This is a genomic window from Micromonospora sp. ALFpr18c, from assembly GCF_008868155.1.
Taxonomy (GTDB): Bacteria; Actinomycetota; Actinomycetes; order Mycobacteriales; family Micromonosporaceae; genus Micromonospora.
Map to the genome: position 1 here is coordinate 1 of NZ_WBKR01000130.1, position 18263 is coordinate 18263.

The window sequence follows — 18263 nt, forward strand, 5'->3', positions numbered from 1 at the left end:
CGCTGTTCGCCCTGGTCACCGCCGCGTGGGTGGACCCGCAGGTGCGGCCTGACGTGGCCCGCGTGGTGGCCGAGCGGCTCGCCGACGTCGCCGCGGTGGTGGCGTCCAGGACCGGGGCGGCCAGCGCCACATGGGCCAGCGAGGCGGCGATCGGGACCGGCCTGGCGCGGGCCACCGCGGCGACGTCGGCGAGCCGCTCGGCCACCACGCGGGCCACGTCAGGCCGCACCTGCGGGTCCACCCACGCGGCGGTGACCAGGGCGAACAGCGCCGCCTCCGTCACCCAGTCCTCCACGCCCCAGACCAGGTCCAGCAGCACCCGGCGTCGCGTCGAGCCGTCCCACGGCTCGTCGGTGCGGTGGTGCAGCAAGCCAAGGCAGGCCCACACCTGCACACCGCGTACCCAGACCGACGGGTCATGGACGGCCAGCAGCCGGCCCACCGCGTTGGCCGGCGCCGCCGGTGGATGCACCAGCAGACCGAGCAGGTCGGTCACGTCGAGGCCGGCCAGGCCCACCGCCGCGTCGTAAGCCGCCGGAGGGTGCGGCCACGCCGGGTGGGCGACCTGCCCGATCCGCTCGACCGCCGCCGCCGAGGGCTCCGGCAGCGCGGGCGTCGGGACGGCGTCCGCGTAGTCCCACAACCGTTGGGCGGACGCCCGGCGGGGCTCGCGCGGGTCCGGCTGTGGGGTGCCGGTGATCTCGATCCGCAGCCCCGGGGCCGTCGACGTGGCTGTCCGTACGGCGCTCGGCGGTGCCGCCGCCGCCAACCGGACCGCGCTGCCGACACCGTTGTCGTCATCGGCCACCGCCCGGCGCATCGCGTCGATCAGCGGGCCACCGGCCGGCGTGAGCTGCCCGAGCCAGGGGCGACCCCGACAGCACTGGGCCAGGTCGCCGTGCTCGTGGGTGTCGTCCGGGTGGTCACGGACGAAGTCGGCGAGTGCGACGAGGTGGGCCAGATCCCCGTCGCGCAGGTGCCGCAGTCGGTGCGCGGTGTGCACCGCGCAGTCGAACGACGGGTCCCGGGCCAGCGCCCGCTCGGTCCACTCCAACGCCTCGTCGAGCCGGCCGGTCTCGGCCAGGGTGCCGGCGATGTCGGCGTAGATGGCCAGGTCGTCGGGGTCCAGCGCGACGGCCCGGTTGAGGGCCGCGAGGGCGTCGCGGGTCCGGCCCGCACTGCGGTACGCGTACCCGAGCCAGACCTCGCCCATCTTCGACGACTCGGCGCGTACGCCGCGGGCGGCCCAGCGGATCGCCAGCGCGACCTCGCCGAGCCGCCGGGCCAGCGCGGACGCCGCGCCCAGCAGCAGGCCGTGGTCGGGGTGGACGGTGATCGCGTTGCGGGCCAGCGTGAGGTACGGCGCCAGTGCCGGTCGGCCGATCCGCGGCACCGGGTCGGGCAGCGCGGAGCAGACCTGCATGAGGATCCGGGCGATGTGCTCCGGGTCGAGCCGCTCGGCGAGTTCGGGTGCGGTCACCCAGGGCACACCGGCCCATTCGGTGCCCGGCGCGTACCCGGTCGCGGCGGCCAGCAGTTCGAGCCCTTCGGCGGGACGGCCGGTGGCGGCCAGCAGGTGGGCGCGGGCGACGACCGCGCCGACGAAGGTGTGGTGGTTGATCGGGAAGAGGTCGAGGCCGCCGCCACTGGCGGCGGCCAGTCGGGCCAGGGTCTCGTGCACCTCCGGCAGGGTGGGTGCCCGGGCCAGCGCGCCGGCGAGGTGGCCGGCGGCGTGGTGGAGGTCGCCCTCGTCCAGTGCCAGCCGAGCGAGGGCCAGCTCCTCCGTCGCGGAGAGTGCGGGGTCGTCCCTTCCCTCGGGCACGTCGTCCTCTCGTCGCAGCGGCACGGGGCTCAAGGGTAGTTGATGTTGGGATGGTTTGGTGATCAACTGCGCACTGCTGCTCGTTCGATTGCTCCCTTACCTTGAAAGGTGCAAGACTGAGCAGGAAACGCGCGGCAATCGCGCAAAGGGGGGGGAGTTTCCGTGACACGTGCAGGGGCCGGAATGGCCGCCGACATCGAGGAGCAGCCGGCCGGCTACGCGCGCCTGCTCTCCGTCGCCAACGCCGGGGAGATCGCCCGGGTGGCGGCGGCCGTGGCCGAGCGCCGGCCGCGACACGTGGTCTTCACCGCACGCGGCACCTCCGATCACGCGGCCCTCTACGGGGCGTACCTGACCGAGATCCGCCTCGGCCTGCCCGCCGGGCTGGCCTCACCCAGCGTGGTCACCCTCTACGGCGGCTCACCCGACCTGTCCGACGCGCTGGTCGTCGGGGTCAGCCAGAGCGGCGGCTCACCCGACCTGGCCGAGGTGCTGCGTGCCGCGCGGGCCTCCGGCGCGCTGACCCTCGCGGTGACCAACGCCCCCGACTCGCCACTGGTCGAGACGGCCGAGCTGAGCATCGACATCGCCGCCGGGCACGAGCGGGCGGTGGCCGCCACCAAGACGTACACCGCGGAGCTGCTCGCCCTGCTGATGCTCATCGAGGGCGTCCGGGCCGGTGACGGCGTGCTCCCGGCGGCCGAACGGGAGGCGCTCGCCGCACTGCCCGAGCTGGCCGCCCGCACCCTGGCCGACGACACCCCGGCCCGACTCGCGCCGCGCTACCGCTTCGCCCAGCAGCTGGTGACCACCGGGCGCGGGTACGCCTACCCGACCGCCCGGGAGGCGGCGCTGAAGCTGATGGAGACCTCGTACCTGCCGGCGCTCTCCTTCTCTGGCGCCGACCTGCTGCACGGGCCGCTCGCGATGACCGACCCGGAGGTGCCGGTGCTCGCCGTGGTCGGCTCCGGCCCCGGTGGCCGGTCGATGGGGGAGGTGCTGCCCCGCCTCGGCGAACGCCGCGCCGACGTGGTGGTGGTGGGCTCCGCCGACGTGCCGGGCGCCACCCGGCTCGCCGTCCCCGAGGTCGACGAGCGGTACGCCCCACTGCTGGACATCCTGCCGTTGCAGCGCCTGGCGCTGGCGTTGGCGCTGACCCGGGGCGAGGATCCGGACGCACCGCGTGGGCTGAAGAAGGTCACCGCGACGAGGTGAGGCGCGGCGTGGCACCCTGGTCACCGTGTCCACGCTGCGCGACCTCGCCGAGGAGCACACCCATCTCCGTCCGGCCGACATCGACCACCTGCACCGGATCGCCGGCGACTGGCAGTTGCTCTCCGATCTGTCCTTCGCCGACCTGCTGCTCTGGGTGCCGGTCGACGCCGACGGCACGTTCCTCTGCGTCGCCCAGGTCCGCCCGACGACCGCGCCCACCGCGTACCAGGACGATCAGGTGGGTCGGATCGTCGGCGGGCCGGAGGTGGCCCACCTGGGGGTGGCGTACTCCCAGGGCCGGATCTGGCGGGAGGGCGACCCGGTCTGGTACGGCGACGTGCCGGCCCGGCACGAGGCGATCCCGGTCCGGCTGCGCAGCGCCGAGGGTGAGGCCGGCGAGGTGATCGCCGTGGTGGGGCGGGACACCAACCTCTCCACCGCGCGTACCCCCAGCCAGCTGGAACTCAACTACCTCACCACGGCCGACGACCTGGCCCAGATGATCGCGGACGGCACCTTCCCGCCGCCCCGGCACCCGGGTGAGACCACCTCGGCGCCCCGGGTCGGTGACGGCCTGGTGCGGCTGGACGCCGGCGGCAAGGTCACCTACGCGAGCCCGAACGCGCAGTCCGCGTACCGCCGGTTGGGCTACGCCTCCCACCTGGTGGGGGAGGACCTGGCGGCGTTGCACCGCCGGCTGGCCGGTGACCCGCTGGACGGCACCGAGGCGGCCAACGGCATCCTGGCCGCGTTGCGCGGAGAGGCGCCGCCCCGGCGGGAGATCGACGCTCGTGGCGCCACGATGCTCACCCGGGCGCTGCCGCTGATGCCCGCCGGGGTGCCGATCGGGGCGCTGGTGCTGGTCCGGGACATCACCGAGGTCCGCCGCCGTGATCGGGCGCTGATCACCAAGGACGCCACCATCCGGGAGATCCACCACCGGGTGAAGAACAACCTGCAGACGGTGGCCGCGCTGCTGCGGTTGCAGGCCCGCCGGGTGGCCATGCCGGAGGCCCGCGTCGCGCTGGAGGAGTCGGTCCGTCGGGTCGCCTCGATCGCCCTGGTGCACGAGACGCTCTCCATGTCCAGTGACGAGGCGGTCGAGTTCGACGGCATCGTCGACCGGGTGGCGAGCGCGGCGACCGAGGTCGCGGCGACCGAGGTGAGCGTCGGCATGCGCCGGCGGGGCACCTTCGGGGTGTTGCCGGCGGAGATCGCCACCTCGCTGGTGATGGTCCTCAACGAACTGCTGCTCAACGCCGTCGAACACGGCTTCCCGCCGGCGGACGAGGCGGACGAGGCGGACGAAACCCCCGTGCCGGCCGCGTCGGGCGTGGTGCCGGCCGCCGTCGCCGAGGTCGACCCCGCGGTGCGGCCGGAGGTGGTGGTCTCGGCGCACCGGTTCCGCAAGATGCTGCACGTCTCGGTGACCGACAACGGGCGCGGCCTGCCACCGGAATTCGACGCCGAGCGCGGCAGCCGACTCGGCCTGCAGATCGTCCGGGCCCTGGTCACCGGGGAACTGCGCGGCACCATCGAGTTGCGCGCGGGCGCCACCGGCGGCACCGAGGCGGTGCTGGTCGTACCGCTGGCCCGCAACGCCCACGAGGGCCGCTCCCAGGGCTGAGCCGCCCTCCGTCGGGCGGGTCGCCGTGGGCACGGATACCAGAGTGAGCGTGATGCCTGTCAGTCATCAAGATGACTCACAGGCATCACGCTCATCGAGGTGTGCCGCCCCGGGGGCCCGCCGGCTGAGGTGAGCCGTGCCGGCTGAGCAGTCAGGCCGCCAGTCGACGCCACCGGCCCGCCGCGGTGACCGGTCGTCAGCGGCTGGTGAGCAGGGCGACGGTCAGGCCGGGCCGCTGCCAGACCTGCGCGACGGTGAAGTCCGACCGCAGCGCGTCGCCCTTGGCGCCGGACACGGCGGCCAGCGGCTCGGCGTGCCGCCCGGCGACGACCAGCCACACCCGCCGCGTGCCGGCCAGGCACTGCGCCGGTAGCGGACACTCGGCGGCCCACAGGTCGCCCCGGCGAGCCTCGTCCTCGGTGACCAGCACGTCGCGTGGTGGGTCGCCGAGGTGGTACTCGATACCGAGGTCGAGGAAGAGCCAGCTGCGCCGGGGCGAGTAGACCACCGCGTCGCCCGGTCGCTGACCGTCGGCGATCACCCGGGCGGCGCCCGCGTAGTCGACCGGGGCGTTGCGCGGCCACTCGTGGGTCCGTCGCAGCGCCGCCTGGTCGGGCAGGCCGAGGAGCCCGGCCAGGACCACCACGGCCAGCGCGGCCGGTGTGGCCACCGCCGCCAGTGCCGCGCCGGCCAGCAGGCAGGCGAATGGCACCACGAAGACCAGGTAGCGGGGCACCCACAGCGGTACGACCGCGCCGGCGGCGAAGAGCAGCAGCACCGGCAGCAGCACCGCGCTCACCGGCAGCAGAGCGCGCCGCCCGAGCCGGGCCGCGCCGAGCACGGCGACCCCGACCAGCAGACCGCCCACCACACTGCTCTGGGCGACACCGCCGGGCAGCGCGCTCAGGTCGTCCGGCCGGGCCAGGTCGACCCAGTTCAACTGCGCGGACCGCTGCGCCCGCGCCTTGAGCAGCAACGGACCCACCAGCAGCACGGCCGGCACCAGCGTGACCGGCCATCGCCACCACAGCTGCCGGTCCCGGCCGCCGGCGCTGCCGTCCGGGGCGATGCCGGCCCCGGCGGGTCCGCGCCGCCAGGCGACAAGGACAACCAGCGCGTGCGCGGCGAGCAGGGTGAGCGCGATCAGGTGGATGAGGCCGAGCGCGGCCACGGCGGCGGCGTACCCGGCCCACCGCGCCCAGCCCGGCCGACGCAGCGCGGCGACCAGCAGCAGGGTGGCCAGTACCGCGAGCATGGTGGCCAGGGCGTACGGGCGGGCCTCCTGCCCGTACCGGGAGGTGCCCGGCAGCACCGCGAACAGCAGCCCGGCGACGAGGCCGGTGCGCCGGTCGACCAGCCACGCACCGAGCACGGCGAGCAGCCCGGCGGCCACGGCCATCGCCACCACCGCCGGCACGCGCAGAGCCACCGTGGAATCGCCGACGACCGCGAGCCAGACGTGCATCAGCAGGTAGTACGGGCCGGTGGCGGCGTCGATGGTGCCGGCCAAACGGACCAGGTCGTCGGGCGACCGGGTGGCCGCGCTCCAGGTCGCCAACTCGTCGCGCCACAACTGGGCGGAGCCCAGCCCGGTCAGGGTCACCGCCAGGGTCAGCAGCGCCGGAGGGAGCCAGACCGGGACGCGGGACCACCGCACCCCCGCCACCCCTTGCCGCTTTTCGGACATTGCGCCCACGTATCGAGCCTGCCACAGGCCCGCCCCGGAAGCTGGCCCGTGATGTGGGATCCGGCACGCAGTCATTGGCCGGGCACACTGCGGTGTGGCAGCATGGGGCCCATGACCGCCGCTGTCGTCCGCCGCTTCGTGGCACGTCGCCACGTCGACTACGGCCGCGTGCGCAGCGCGATCTGTCCGGCCTACTGACGACGCCCGACCAATCCGTCTCGGGCGCGCTCCGCGCCGGCTGTCTCAGACACCGTTGTCCCGCCCGCTTCGCCGGGCCGGCCGCCGCGCCCCGCGTACCCCGAGGCACAGCAGACAACGGAGGACGCCGCGATGGCGGTCAGCAGCATCCCGGCTCGTTCCGAGGACCCGACGGCCCGCCCGGCGCGGGCGGCGCGCCGGCCGCGGGGTGAGGGTCAGTGGGCGCTCGGCCACCGCGAACCGCTCAACCCCAACGAGCGGATCAAGAAGGACGACGACCCGCTCAACGTCCGGGCCCGGATCGAGACCATCTACGCGCACCGCGGCTTCGCCTCCATCGACCCGCAGGACCTGCGCGGTCGGTTCCGCTGGTGGGGCCTCTACACGCAGCGCAAGGCGGGCATCGACGGTGGCCGTACGGCCGTGCTGGAGCCGCACGAGCTGGAGGACGAGTTCTTCATGCTCCGGGTCCGCATCGACGGCGGGCAGCTCAGCCTGGCGCAGTTGCGGGTGATCGCGGACATCTCCCGGGAGTTCGCCCGGGACACCGCGGACATCACCGACCGGCAGAACATCCAGTACCACTGGATCCGCGTCGAGGACATGCCGGAGATCTGGCGTCGACTGGAGTCGGTCGGCCTGCAGACGACCGAGGCGTGCGGCGACTGCCCGCGGATCGTGCTGGGCAGCCCGGTCGCCGGAGTGGCCCGCGACGAGGTGCTCGACCCGACCCCGGCCATCGACGAGATCGTCGCCCGGTACGTCGGGGACAAGCAGTTCTCCAACCTGCCCCGCAAGTTCAAGACGTCGATCTCCTGGCAGGTGGACACCCCGTACGAGTCGAACGACATCTCCTTCCTCGGCGTCGACCACCCCGAGCACGGCCCCGGCTTCGACGTCTGGGTCGGCGGCGGCCTCTCCACCAACCCGATGCTCGCCCAGCGGCTCGGCGTCTGGGTGCCGCTGGCCGAGGTGCCGGACGTGTGGGCCGGCGTGGTCGGGATCTTCCGCGACTACGGCTACCGCCGGCTGCGCAACCGTGCCCGGCTGAAGTTCCTGGTGGCCGACTGGGGCGTGGAGCGCTTCCGCGAGGTCCTGGAGAAGGACTACCTCGGCCGTACGCTGCTCGACGGCCCGGCGCCGACCCTGCCGTCGAAGCCGGTCGACCACGTGGGCGTGCACGAGCAGGCCGACGGGCGGCACTACGTGGGTGCCGCGCCGGTGGTCGGGCGGGTCTCCGGTGGGCAGCTCGCCCAACTGGCCGACGTGGTCGAGGCGCACGGCAGCGACCGGGTGCGACTCACCCCGTACCAGAAGCTGCTGGTGCTCGACGTGCCGTCGGAGCGGACGGAGTCGCTGGTCGACGCGCTGCGCGGAATCGGTTTGGAGGCCCGGCCCTCGGCCTGGCGACGCGGCACCATGGCGTGCACCGGCATCGAGTACTGCAAGCTCGCCATCGTCGAGACGAAGGCCCGTGGCGAGGAGTTGGTGGCCCGGCTCGAGCAGCGGCTGCGGGACTTCGACGCGGACATCTCGATCCACATCAACGGCTGCCCGAACGCGTGCGCCCGCACCCAGGTGGCCGACATCGGGCTCAAGGGTCAGCTGGTGGTCGGCCCCGACGGCCGGCAGGTGGAGGGCTTCCAGGTGCACCTCGGTGGCGGCCTGGGCATGGCGCAGGGGCAGACGGCCGGCTTCGGCCGCAAGCTGCGCGGCCTGAAGACCACCGCCGACGAGCTTCCGGAGTACGTGGAACGACTGGCCCGCCGTTACCTGGCCGGGCGGAGCGAGGGCGAGACGTTCGCCAACTGGGTGATCAGAGTCGACGAGGAGGCACTGCGGTGAGCAGCGAGAACCGAGCGGCACCTCTGTACTGCCCCTACTGCGGCGAGGAGGACCTGCGGCCGCACGAGGCGGGGCACGGCGCCTGGGAGTGCCATGCCTGCACCCGGGTCTTCGCGGTGAAGTTCACCGGCCTGCTGAGCCGGGCGGTGACCCGATGAGCCTGGTCTCCGCCGCCGGTCTGGGTCTGGTCGGCCCGGCTGGCCCGACGCCGGTCGACCCGTCCCGCCGCAATCCGGACGAGCTGCGGACGCTGGCCGAGGAGGCCGCCCGGGAGCTGGAGGGCGCTCCGGCGCTGGAGATCGCCCGGTGGGCGGCGCAGACCTTCGGTGACCGGTTCTGCGTCACCAGCTCGATGGCTGACGCGGTGCTGGCGCACCTGGTGTCCCGGGTGGCCCCGGGGGTGGACGTGGTCTTCCTCGACACCGGCCTGCACTTCCCCGAGACGTTGCGGGTGCGCGACGAGGTGGCCCGGACGCTCCCGGTGAATGTCCGGTCGATCCGGCCCCGGCTCACCGTGGGGCAGCAGGACGGCCAGTACGGTCCCCGGCTGTTCAACAAGTCACCGGACGACTGCTGCCAGTTGCGCAAGGTGGAGCCGCTGGAGCGGGCGCTGTCCGGGTACGACGCCTGGGCCGCCGGCCTGCGTCGCGACGAGTCGCCGACCCGGGCCAACACGCCCGTGGTGACGTTCGACGCGCGGCGCGCCAAGGTCAAGGTCAACCCGATCGCGGCGTGGTCGCAGGGGGATGTGGACGCCTACATCGCCCGGTGGAACGTGCCGGTCAACGAGCTGTTCAAGCAGGGGTACGGCTCGATCGGCTGCTGGCCGTGCACCCGTCGGACGAAGGCCGGCGAGGACGCGCGGGCCGGCCGGTGGGCCATGTTCGAGAAGACCGAGTGCGGGCTGCACGTCTGACCTCCCCGGTGCCGACCCCGACCGGCCCGGACGTGGCCGGCGGGGCGGATCCGGTGGTGCTGGTGGCGCACGGCAGCCGGGATCCGCGGGCTGCCGAGGCCACCCGTGCGCTGGCCCGGGCCGTGTCGGCGGCCCGGCCCGGCGTCGCGGTGTGCGCGAGTTGGCTGGACCACACCGAGCCGGGGCCGACCGAGGTGCTGCGCGCCCTGGCGGCGGCCGGTCACCGGAGCGCGGTGCTGGTGCCGTTGCTGCTGACCGCCGCGTACCACCGTCGGGTGGACATTCCGGCGGCCGTCGCCGCCGCGACGCGGTCCGGGCCACCGCTGGCGGTACGGGTGACCGACGTGCTCGGCCCGGCGGACGGGACGGTGGCTCCGGCGCTGCTGGCGGGGCTGCGCCGCCGGCTCGGTGAGGTGTGCCCGGGCCGCTTCGACGCGCTGGTGCTGGCCGCGGCGGGCACCCGGGACGCGCGGGCACGTGGCTCGGTGGGCCGGGTGGCGGATGCCCTCGGTGCGGAGTCCGGGGTGCCCTGCCGGGTGTCGTACGCCTCGGCGGCCCCACCGCGGACCGGTGTGGCGGTGTCCCGGTTGCGGGCGGCCGGTGCCCGCCGGGTGGCGGTGGCCGGGTACTTCCTGGCACCGGGCCTGTTCCACGACGCGGTGGCTGAGGAGGCGCGGGCGGCCGGTGCGGTGGCGGTGTCCGGCCCGTTGAACGATGCGCCGGAGGTGGCCGAGTTGGTGCTGCGCCGGGTCGATGAACGGTCCGGGAGCCGCGCGGTGTGACCGGCGGGACAGACAACCCGGCCCTGGACAGCGGAACGCCCCGGTGGGCGGACCCACCGGGGCGTACAGCTGTGTCGTTGGGATCAGGCGGAGTGAGCGCGCAGCACCCGGAGGCCGCCGCGCCGCTTGACAGCGCGTCGTTCCTCTTCGCTCATTCCGCCCCAGACGCCGGCGTCCTGACCCGACTCGAGTGCCCATTGAAGGCACTGGTCGGTCACGGAGCAGCGCCTGCAGACGGCCTTGGCCTGCTCGACCTGCAGGAGAGCCGGTCCGGACGTCCCGATAGGGAAGAACAGCTCCGGGTCCTCGTCGCGGCAGACAGCATGGTGACGCCAGTCCATGGCGGCAACACTCCTCATTCTGGATGGGTGGCAATTATTGCTTGTCGTGCTTTTCCTATATGCATCCGCAGTGCCGACGGTGACAGTTCGCGTCCGTCCATTCGGCAGTGCGTGAGCAGGCAGTTGGCTCCGGGGACCTGCTGGAACAGCTCAACCTGACGAGCATATCCAGGCAATGTCCCGGTAACTCAAGTTCGCTTGTGAATACTTTCACGAACATTCGCGATGTCAAGGGTGACGCTCGGAAAAACTCCGGGCGGTGAGCAAGCCCACAACCCATTTGCCCGGTTCCGGTGCCTTCCCGGTTACCCGCCGTGCCACAGCCGAGGATCAATATAGTACAGTCCGCGTGACATTGCTGACATTTCCGGCACCTACCCCTCGGTGTGGCGGCGACCGCGCCGATGCGGTGCGGCGCCGCGTCGACCTAGGGCAGTACCCGAGACCTAGCAGATTACTCTCAGTGCGGCGGGAACGGATGTGAATCTGACTTTCTCCCGCTCGCCGAGATAGTCGCCGTCCAGCTGAAACGCCTGCGGACGGGCAGAGAGCAGGGTGAACTCCGCCGTGTCATGGAGTCGTAACACCTGACGACCTCGAGGATCGGGACGGCGGGACAGGAACTGCGTCACTGTCCGTGTTGTGCTAGCCACCCGCAGCTGACGTAACGCCAGCACATCCAGCCCGAGGTCGAACGACGCCTCCGGGTTCGGGTTGACCTCCCGGTCGCCCAGATAGGTCCAGGGCGCCGTGTTCTGGATGATCACGGTGGCCAGCTCGTCCTCCACCGGCTCGCCCGGACGCTCCAGGCTGATCGCCGGGTACCGCCGATCGGAGGCGAGGAAGTACTGATTCATGATCGAGCGGAAGTAGAGCGACGGCGTGGAAACCCGCCCCTTGCGCCGGGCCTGCTCCACCCGGTGGATCACGGCGGCGTCCAGACCGAACCCCGCGCAGAACGTGAAGTAGCGGTCGTCCGCACGGCCCAGCCCGACCGTCCGGTGCCGACCCAGGCGCAGCCCTTCCAGGATCATGCTGGTCGCCTCCGGCCAGTCCCGGGGCAGTCCCAGAGCGCGGGCGAAGACGTTGGTCGAGCCGCCCGGAACGGTCGCCAGCGCGGGCAGCCGGTCGGCCAGCGTGGCACCGGCGGCACCGGCCGGCGGGTCGGCCGACATCAGGCCGTTCACCACCTCGTTCACGGTGCCGTCGCCACCCAGGGTGACGACGAGATCGACCCCCTCGGCGGCGGCCTCCCGGGCCAGCGCCATGCCGTGCCCACGCCGGCGCGTGTAGCGCACGCTGAGATCGACTTCGCTGCGCAGCGCCCGGACAAGCACGTCCCGACTGCGTTCGCTGGTGGTGGTGGCCTTCGGATTGACCACCAGGACGGCCCGCATGGGCGGCACTGTACCTCTCGGTAGCCCGGGTATCGTGACGCGCGTGACCCTCGACTCGGCCCCGATTCCCGTCACGCTCCGCTGGGCGGTCCGGCTGCTGTGGGCGGAGGCGGCCGTCGTCGGGCTGCTCGCCGTCTGGCTGATCTGGGCCGACCTCACGTCCACCACCACCGACCTGATGTCGGCGTTGCTGGTGACCGTGTTCGCGGCCGGCGCGGCGGTCGTGCTCTGGGCGCTGGGCCGTGCGCTGCTGCGCCGTCGAGCCGGCGCGCGGGCCCCCGCCATCGTGCTCCAGCTGATGCTGCTGCCGATCGGCTGGTTCATGATCCAGGGCGGGCTGGGTTGGTTGGGCGTGCCGCTGATGGCACTCGGCCTGCTCGTGGGTTGGCTGCTGGTCAGCCCACCGACGACCCGGGCTCTCGGCTTCGAGTGACCCGGTCGACCCGACGGGTTGGTCAGTAGCCGCCGGAGCGGCGGGTCAGCAGCGAGATCGTGGCCCGACCGTCGGCGGCCGTGGCGGACGCCGACGTGGTCAGCGCGGTGAGCACCTTCCAGGCGAAGGACGACTCGGCGGGCAACGTGGCGCCCCGCACGGTCGGCACGGTCACCTCGACGGTCAGCGCGTCCTCGGTTACCGAGAAGCGGCACTCCAACTCGGCGTCGCGGGTGGCGATGGCGAGCAGCATCGCGCACGCCTCGTCGACCGCGATCCGCAGATCCTCGATCTCGTCGAGTGCGAACTGCAACCGGGCCGCGAGACCGGCGGTGGCGGTACGGAGCACGCCGAGGTAACCGCCGTCGGCGGGCACCGCGAGGTGCACCACGTCGTCGTCGGTCGCTGGCTGGCCGGTCAGTTGAGTCACGCCTCATCCCCCCGGTCGGGGACTCTACCCGGTCGGTCGCCGGCACGCGTGCCGGCGGCGGTGGCCTGCCCGGCCAGCTCGCGCAACGCGTCACCGCTGAGCCGGTAGGGCACCCACTCGCTCATCTGCTCCGCCCCGATCGAGGCGTAGAACCCGGCGGCCGGATTCCAGTCGATCATCCACCACTCCAGCCGCCGGTAGCCGCGTCGTACGCAGATGTCGGCCAGGGTGGCGAGTAGCAGCCGGCCCGCGCCGGTGCCCCGGGCGGCCGGCCGGACGTAGAGGTCCTCCAGGTAGATGCCGTGCACGCCGGCCCAGGTGGAGAAGTTGAGAAACCACAGCGCGAAACCGACCGGCTCGTCGTGCCCGTCGACCGCGACGTGGCCGAAGAGCGCCGGAGCGGTCGCGAACAGGGCCGAGGTGAGCTGGTCGGTGGTGAGGTGGCACTGGTCGGGGGCGCGCTCGTACTCCGCCAGCTCGTGCACCATGGCGACGACGGCCGGCACGTCCTCGGGACGTACCGGCCGGATCGTCGGGATGACCGGGTTGGTCACGCCTTCTTGGTCTCCCAGAAGATCTTCGAGATCTCGTCGATCTTCGCGAGGAGCTGGTCGGCGGTGGCCGGGTCGAGGCTGCCCTTGACACCACCGGCGCCGGCGAGCTTGGTGGCCTCGTTGAACAGGGTGTGCAGGTTCGGGTACTTCTCGAAGTGGGGCGCCTTGAAGTAGTCGGTCCAGAGCACCCACAGGTGGTGCTTGACCAGCTCGGCGCGCTGCTCCTTGATGATGACCGCGCGGGTGCGGAACTCCGGGTCGGTGTTGGCCTGGTATTTCTCGCAGATCATTTTGACCGACTCGGCCTCGATCCGGGCCTGGGCCGGGTCGTAGACGCCGCACGGCAGGTCGCAGTGAGCGCTCGCGGTGACGCGGGGCGCAAGGATGCGGGGAAGTCGCATCGGGATCCTCCATGGGAAGTTTGCGATGATCAAAGGCGACATTACTCCTGGGAATGCTCCCCGAACCGGGTGGAGGTGAAACCAGTGCACGCCGATCACCCGGCGGAGGCGCCGCATCTGCGCGGGCCGCTGACGGCCGTTGCGGTGACCGGCCCGTCCATGGCGCCGACGCTGCGGCACGGCGACGCGCTGCTGGTCCGCCCGGGTGGCCGGCCGATCCGACCCGGTGACGTGGTGGTCGCCGTCTTCCGGACGCGTCCCGAGTTGCTGGTGGTGAAGCGGGCGGTCCGGCCGCAGGACGGCGGCTGGTGGCTCCGCGGGGACAACGACCTGGTCACCGACGACTCCCGGGCGTACGGGGTCGCCGACGTGCGGGGCAGGGTGGTGGCCCGCTACTGGCCACGCCCCGGACGGGTTCCTCGTCGCCCGGTATGACCCTGCTCACATCCGAGGGGCTGTGCCGACACTATGCTCGGAAAGTGCCCGGGTGACCCCCGCACCGCGTGCCACCGCTCGCCGCCCACCTCGCGGCCGGGCCGGCCGCCCCGTCTGCTCGACAGATCCTGGAGTCACCACCATGTCTTCGTCCACCATGGACCCCGCTGATCCCGTCTTCCAACTGCATCTGGGCGGCAAGATGGCCGTCGCCTCGACGGTGCCGCTCACCAGCCGGGAGGATCTCTCCCTCGCGTACACCCCGGGGGTGGCCCGGGTGTGTGAGGCGATCGCCGCCGACCCCGACCTGGCCGATGACTACACGTGGGCGTCGCACGCCGTCGCGGTGGTCACCGATGGCTCGGCGGTGCTCGGGCTCGGCAACATCGGCCCGCGTGCGGCGCTGCCGGTGATGGAGGGCAAGGCGGTGCTGTTCAAGCAGTTCGCCGGGGTGGACGCGGTGCCGGTCTGCCTGGACACCCAGGACGTGGACGAGATCGTCGCGGTGGTGCGGGCGCTGGCCCCCTCGTTCGGTGGGATCAACCTGGAGGACATCAGCGCGCCGCGCTGCTTCGAGATCGAGCGGCGGCTCGACGAGGCGCTGGACATCCCGGTCTTCCACGACGACCAGCACGGCACCGCGATCGTGGTGCTCGCCGCGCTGCGCAACGCCGCCACCCTGCTCAACCGCAAGCTCGGTGACCTGCGGGTCGCGGTGAGCGGGGCGGGCGCGGCCGGGGTCGCCGTGACGAAGATGCTCATCGCCGGGGGCGTCAACCCCGACCAGGTGGTGGTCTGCGACTCCAAGGGAATCATCGGCCGGCACCGCACCGAGCTGACCGGCACCAAGGCGGAGCTGGCGGCGAGCACCAACGCCGACGGCCGCCACGGCGACATCACCGAGGCGCTGCGCGGCGCGGACGTGCTGATCGGCGTCTCCGGGGGGCAGATCCCGGAGGCCGCCGTCGCCGGGATGGCACCCGGCGGGATCGTGTTCGCGCTGGCCAACCCGACTCCGGAGGTGCACCCCGAGGTGGCCGCCCGGCATGTCGCGGTCGTCGCCACCGGGCGCAGCGACTACCCCAACCAGATCAACAACGTGCTGGCGTTCCCCGGTGTGTTCCGGGGCGCGCTGGACGCCCGCGCCACCCGGATCACCGAGGCCATGAAGGTCGCCGCCGCCGACGCCATCGCCGGCGTGGTGGCCGAGTCGCTGACCGCCGAGGCGATCGTCCCGTCGCCACTCGACCCGCGGGTCGCCCCGGCCGTCGCCGAGGCGGTCGCCGAGGCCGCCCGCCGCGACGGTGTCGCCCGCCGGTAGGGGGACCCCGCTCCACGCCGCCGACCCGCGTGAAGGGGCCTTCCTGGCATCTCCGGCCAGGAAGGCCCCTTCTTAACGGGCGCTCAGCTTGTTACCGTGCCGATCATGCGTGCCGCCTTCGCCTCCCGCTTCGACGACGCCGACCCGCTCACCGCGCTCACCGTCGGTGAACGGCCCGAGCCGACCCACCCGGCCGACGACTGGGTGACCGTGGACCTGCGGGCCACCTCGCTCAACCACCACGACCTCTGGTCCCTGCGCGGGGTGGGGCTCACCGAGGCCCAACTGCCGATGATCCTCGGCTGCGACGCGGTGGGCGTGGACCCCGAGGGCAACGAGGTGGTCGTCTACCCGGTGGTGGTCACGCCGGGCGACCCGCGCGGGGTCTCCATCCTCTCCGAGTACTTCCCCGGCACCCTCGCCGAGCGGGTCGCCGTCCCCCGGTCGAACCTGATCCCGCTGCCCGCCGGCATGGCGGCGACCGACGCGGCGTGCCTGCCCACGGCCTGGCTCACCGCATGGCGGATGCTGACCACCAAAGGCCGCGTCGAGGACGCCGACAGCGTGCTGGTGCAGGGCGCCGGCGGTGGCGTCGCCACCGCCGCCGTCGCGCTCGCCGTCGCCATGGGCAAGCGGGTGTACGCGACCAGCCGCGACGCCGCCAAGCGGGAACGGATCACCGCGCTCGGCGCCACCGCCGTGGAACCCGGTGCGCGGCTGCCGGAACGGGTCGACGTGGTGATCGAGACGGTCGGCGCGGCCACCTTCGACCACTCGCTGAAGTCGGCCGCGCCGATGGCCCGGATCGTGGTCTCCGGTGCCACCGCCGGGCACGAGCCGACGGTCAACCTGCGTCGGGTCTTCGCCATGCAGCTGGAGATCCTGGGCACCTCGATGGGCACCCCGGGTGAGCTGTACGAGCTGTTGGCGTTCTGCGCCGACAACGCGGTGCGCCCGGTGGTGGACAGCGTGGTCCCGTTCAGCCGGGTCGAGAAGGCCTTCGCCCGCCTGCACTCCGGCGACACCTTTGGCAAGGTCGTCATCGACCACACGGCCTGACGCGCGTCCGGCCGTGTGGCCCGCGCCGCAAGATCGCACAACATCATGGAAACAGTGGCCTCAGAGTCGTGGGAGGCCACTGTTTCCTGGTTACTGCGCGATCATGAGCGGCCGGCGCGGCCGGCGCGTGCGGACGTCAGAGGTGATCGTCGAACGTGGCGATGTCGCCGCGCGTCGCGTCGGTGGAGATGCGCTTCTTGGCGGCGGCGTCGCCGTACAGCGACCAGCGCAGGAACTCGACGGACGTGTCCGAGACGACCCGCAACGTCGCGCCGTCGCTGAGCAGCGCCCGCCCGTGGTCGCCCTTGGGCAGGCTCAGCATCGCCTTCGGCCACGGCACCTTGTCGTACGCCGCCTTGCCCGCCGCGTAGTCCACGACCTCGTCCAGCTCCCCGTGCACGAACAACTGCGGCGCGGACGCACCGGCGAACGCGGTGCCCACGCCCAGCGCCGTGCCGGCGAACACCACCCCCGCGTCCAACCGCTCGTCCCGACTCGCGGTGAACAGGCCGATGGTGGTCACCCCGCCCGCCGAGTGCCCGGCCGCGGCCACCCGCTCGGCGTCCAGCCGGCCCCGCAACGCGTCGCCGGCCTTGCCGTTCAGCGCGAGCACCTGGTCCAGCGCGTACGACACGTCGGCCGGCTGGTTGAGCACGTCGAGGACGTTGTTGTCCGCGCCCCGGGAGGTGTGCGGGAACGTCGGCGCGGCCACCACGAAGCCCGCCGCCGCCCACCGGGTCAGCAGCGTGGCGTAGTCGTCCGGTCGCCCGCCCAGGCCGTGACTGAACATGACCACCGGAAACCGGCCCTCCGCCGCGGCCACCGACCGCTTGGCGACGCCGCCGGACTCCCCGTCGGCCGGATACCAGAGTGTCACCGGCAGCGCGCGACCCTCCCGGTTTAGCTTCAGCTGACGGACGCCGACCCCGAAGGCGCGCTCCGGGGCCTTTCCGGCCGGGACCTGCGGCGTCGGGGTGGCGGCGGGCTTCGGCTCGACCGGTGCCTGCCAGCTCTCGGCCTTGCCGGAGCCGCTGGAGCAGCCGACCAGACCGGCCATGAGCACGGCGCTGGCCAGCAGCGCGGGGGTGACGCGACGCGACATGGCCTCAATTGTGCCCTGCCCGGCCGGGCCGCCCGGCGAGGTTCGACGGGCTGTGCTCACCCCGTGACGGCGCCGAGGAACGACGCGCGCCCCTCCGCGAGCACCAGAGGCACGTCACCTGCCAGATCGGTGGGCCCGTAGCCGGGCCAGATCGTCGGCGTCCTTCGGTCGGCGGGGGCGCTCCGGCATCCAGACCGGGTACATCTGCTTGAACTCGATCTGGGCCGCCACCGAGATCGTCGGCACGGTGAGGGGACCGATCTGGCCGGGCGGAGCGTCCAGCAGCCCGACCGGCAGCGGGGTCCCGGCCCATGATCCGGCGCCCACGGTGGGCCGCCCGGCGGCGCCCCGACCCAGGTACGCGACGCTCACCTCCACGTCACCGGTGAACAGGTCGAGCTGCACCTCCACCGGCATCCGCGGGTCGGGACGCCAACCGCGGGCCAGCAGCAGCTCGGCCAGCCGGTCCGCGTCGTCGCGCCAGCAGTACCAGTCGACGTCGACGTGCGGGCGGGTCACGGCGCCGAGCTGGAAATCCATCGCCCAGCCGCCGCGCAGCCCACACCGGTATGCCGGCCGGCCCGGTCACCGCGACCACCTCGGCGATGCTCGCCAGTTGGCGGCGCGCGAGCTCGTCCACCGGGCCACCGTACGGCGTCGGCCGGCTCAGTGGGCCGGGCGGGACTCGTAACGGGTCA

19 protein-coding genes are annotated in these 18263 nt (G+C 73.0%); 10 read left to right on the forward strand and 9 right to left on the reverse strand.

What is annotated here, in order from left to right; genetic code table 11:
• Positions 1-1822, reverse strand: a 1822-nt coding sequence (locus F8271_RS21170; protein WP_151491583.1) for a tetratricopeptide repeat protein, incomplete at its 3' end; no start/stop codon positions are given.
• Between the two features lie 183 nt (positions 1823-2005).
• On the opposite strand from F8271_RS21170, the gene F8271_RS21175 reads away from it, so the two are divergent.
• Together F8271_RS21175 and F8271_RS21180 are read left to right on the forward strand one after the other, a co-directional pair.
• Positions 2006-3037 (forward strand): SIS domain-containing protein, encoded by a 1032-nt coding sequence (locus tag F8271_RS21175; RefSeq protein ID WP_151491584.1) that lies wholly within the window; start codon positions 2006-2008, stop codon positions 3035-3037.
• A gap of 25 nt (positions 3038-3062) precedes the next feature.
• Positions 3063-4664: a PAS domain-containing sensor histidine kinase gene (locus tag F8271_RS21180; RefSeq protein ID WP_151491571.1), complete on the forward strand. Its 1602-nt coding sequence runs from the start codon at positions 3063-3065 to the stop codon at positions 4662-4664.
• A 196-nt stretch (positions 4665-4860) separates the two neighbouring features.
• On the opposite strand, the gene F8271_RS21185 is transcribed toward F8271_RS21180, so the two are convergent.
• Positions 4861-6351 (reverse strand): glycosyltransferase family 39 protein, encoded by a 1491-nt coding sequence (locus F8271_RS21185; protein ID WP_151491585.1) that lies wholly within the window; start codon positions 6349-6351, stop codon positions 4861-4863.
• Positions 6352-6681: 330 nt separating this feature from the next.
• On the opposite strand from F8271_RS21185, the gene F8271_RS21190 reads away from it, so the two are divergent.
• Genes F8271_RS21190 through F8271_RS21200 form a run of 4 tightly spaced genes read left to right on the forward strand, consistent with a single transcriptional unit; the run spans position 6682 to position 10092 of the window.
• Positions 6682-8394 carry a nitrite/sulfite reductase gene (locus F8271_RS21190; RefSeq protein ID WP_151491572.1) on the forward strand — a complete coding sequence of 571 codons (1713 nt, stop codon included), beginning with the start codon at positions 6682-6684 and terminating at the stop codon, positions 8392-8394.
• The gene (locus tag F8271_RS32505) at positions 8391-8552 is read left to right on the forward strand and encodes a hypothetical protein (protein ID WP_192580389.1); all 162 of its coding nucleotides are present in this window, start codon (positions 8391-8393) and stop codon (positions 8550-8552) included. The genes F8271_RS21190 and F8271_RS32505 overlap by 4 nt, the downstream gene beginning before the upstream one ends.
• On the forward strand, positions 8549-9310 hold the full coding sequence (locus tag F8271_RS21195; RefSeq protein ID WP_151491573.1) for a phosphoadenylyl-sulfate reductase: 762 nt from the start codon (positions 8549-8551) through the stop codon (positions 9308-9310). Before F8271_RS32505 ends, F8271_RS21195 begins: the two co-directional genes overlap by 4 nt.
• Positions 9292-10092 carry a sirohydrochlorin chelatase gene (locus F8271_RS21200; protein ID WP_370461939.1) on the forward strand — a complete coding sequence of 267 codons (801 nt, stop codon included), beginning with the start codon at positions 9292-9294 and terminating at the stop codon, positions 10090-10092. The genes F8271_RS21195 and F8271_RS21200 overlap by 19 nt, the downstream gene beginning before the upstream one ends.
• A gap of 83 nt (positions 10093-10175) precedes the next feature.
• Here F8271_RS21200 and F8271_RS21205 read toward each other — a convergent pair whose 3' ends face one another.
• Together F8271_RS21205 and F8271_RS21210 are read right to left on the reverse strand one after the other, a co-directional pair.
• The gene (locus tag F8271_RS21205; protein ID WP_007072794.1) at positions 10176-10433 is read right to left on the reverse strand and encodes a WhiB family transcriptional regulator; all 258 of its coding nucleotides are present in this window, start codon (positions 10431-10433) and stop codon (positions 10176-10178) included.
• Between the two features lie 446 nt (positions 10434-10879).
• Entirely contained in the window at positions 10880-11830 is a 951-nt protein-coding gene (locus tag F8271_RS21210) for a diacylglycerol kinase family protein (RefSeq protein ID WP_151491574.1), read from the reverse strand.
• On the opposite strand from F8271_RS21210, the gene F8271_RS21215 reads away from it, so the two are divergent.
• Complete coding sequence (locus tag F8271_RS21215; RefSeq protein ID WP_370461940.1) at positions 11829-12263, forward strand: hypothetical protein; 435 nt, start codon at positions 11829-11831, stop codon at positions 12261-12263. The two genes, F8271_RS21210 and F8271_RS21215, sit on opposite strands and share 2 nt — an antisense overlap.
• Positions 12264-12285: 22 nt before the next feature.
• Here the strand turns inward: F8271_RS21215 and F8271_RS21220 are convergent, their stop codons facing one another.
• From F8271_RS21220 to sodN, 3 genes are read right to left on the reverse strand one after another with little or no spacing between them, the layout of a single operon-like run.
• The gene (locus tag F8271_RS21220) at positions 12286-12693 is read right to left on the reverse strand and encodes an ATP-binding protein (protein WP_151491576.1); all 408 of its coding nucleotides are present in this window, start codon (positions 12691-12693) and stop codon (positions 12286-12288) included.
• Entirely contained in the window at positions 12690-13247 is a 558-nt protein-coding gene (locus F8271_RS21225; protein WP_151491577.1) for a GNAT family N-acetyltransferase, read from the reverse strand. Before F8271_RS21225 ends, F8271_RS21220 begins: the two co-directional genes overlap by 4 nt.
• The gene (gene sodN / locus F8271_RS21230; RefSeq protein ID WP_151491578.1) at positions 13244-13648 is read right to left on the reverse strand and encodes a superoxide dismutase, Ni; all 405 of its coding nucleotides are present in this window, start codon (positions 13646-13648) and stop codon (positions 13244-13246) included. Before sodN ends, F8271_RS21225 begins: the two co-directional genes overlap by 4 nt.
• A gap of 69 nt (positions 13649-13717) precedes the next feature.
• On the opposite strand from sodN, the gene F8271_RS21235 reads away from it, so the two are divergent.
• From F8271_RS21235 to F8271_RS21245, 3 genes are all read left to right on the forward strand, one after another.
• Positions 13718-14083 (forward strand): S24/S26 family peptidase, encoded by a 366-nt coding sequence (locus tag F8271_RS21235; RefSeq protein ID WP_370461941.1) that lies wholly within the window; start codon positions 13718-13720, stop codon positions 14081-14083.
• A gap of 142 nt (positions 14084-14225) precedes the next feature.
• Positions 14226-15404: an NADP-dependent malic enzyme gene (locus tag F8271_RS21240; RefSeq protein WP_151491580.1), complete on the forward strand. Its 1179-nt coding sequence runs from the start codon at positions 14226-14228 to the stop codon at positions 15402-15404.
• A 96-nt stretch (positions 15405-15500) separates the two neighbouring features.
• Positions 15501-16463, forward strand: coding sequence for a zinc-binding dehydrogenase (locus F8271_RS21245; RefSeq protein WP_151491581.1), 963 nt, complete (start codon positions 15501-15503; stop codon positions 16461-16463).
• 136 nt (positions 16464-16599) lie between these two features.
• Here F8271_RS21245 and F8271_RS21250 read toward each other — a convergent pair whose 3' ends face one another.
• Positions 16600-17565: a dienelactone hydrolase family protein gene (locus F8271_RS21250; protein WP_151491582.1), complete on the reverse strand. Its 966-nt coding sequence runs from the start codon at positions 17563-17565 to the stop codon at positions 16600-16602.
• Between the two features lie 114 nt (positions 17566-17679).
• Complete coding sequence (locus F8271_RS21255; protein ID WP_225854670.1) at positions 17680-18105, reverse strand: aminoglycoside adenylyltransferase; 426 nt, start codon at positions 18103-18105, stop codon at positions 17680-17682.
• Between the last annotated feature and the right edge of the window lie 158 nt (positions 18106-18263).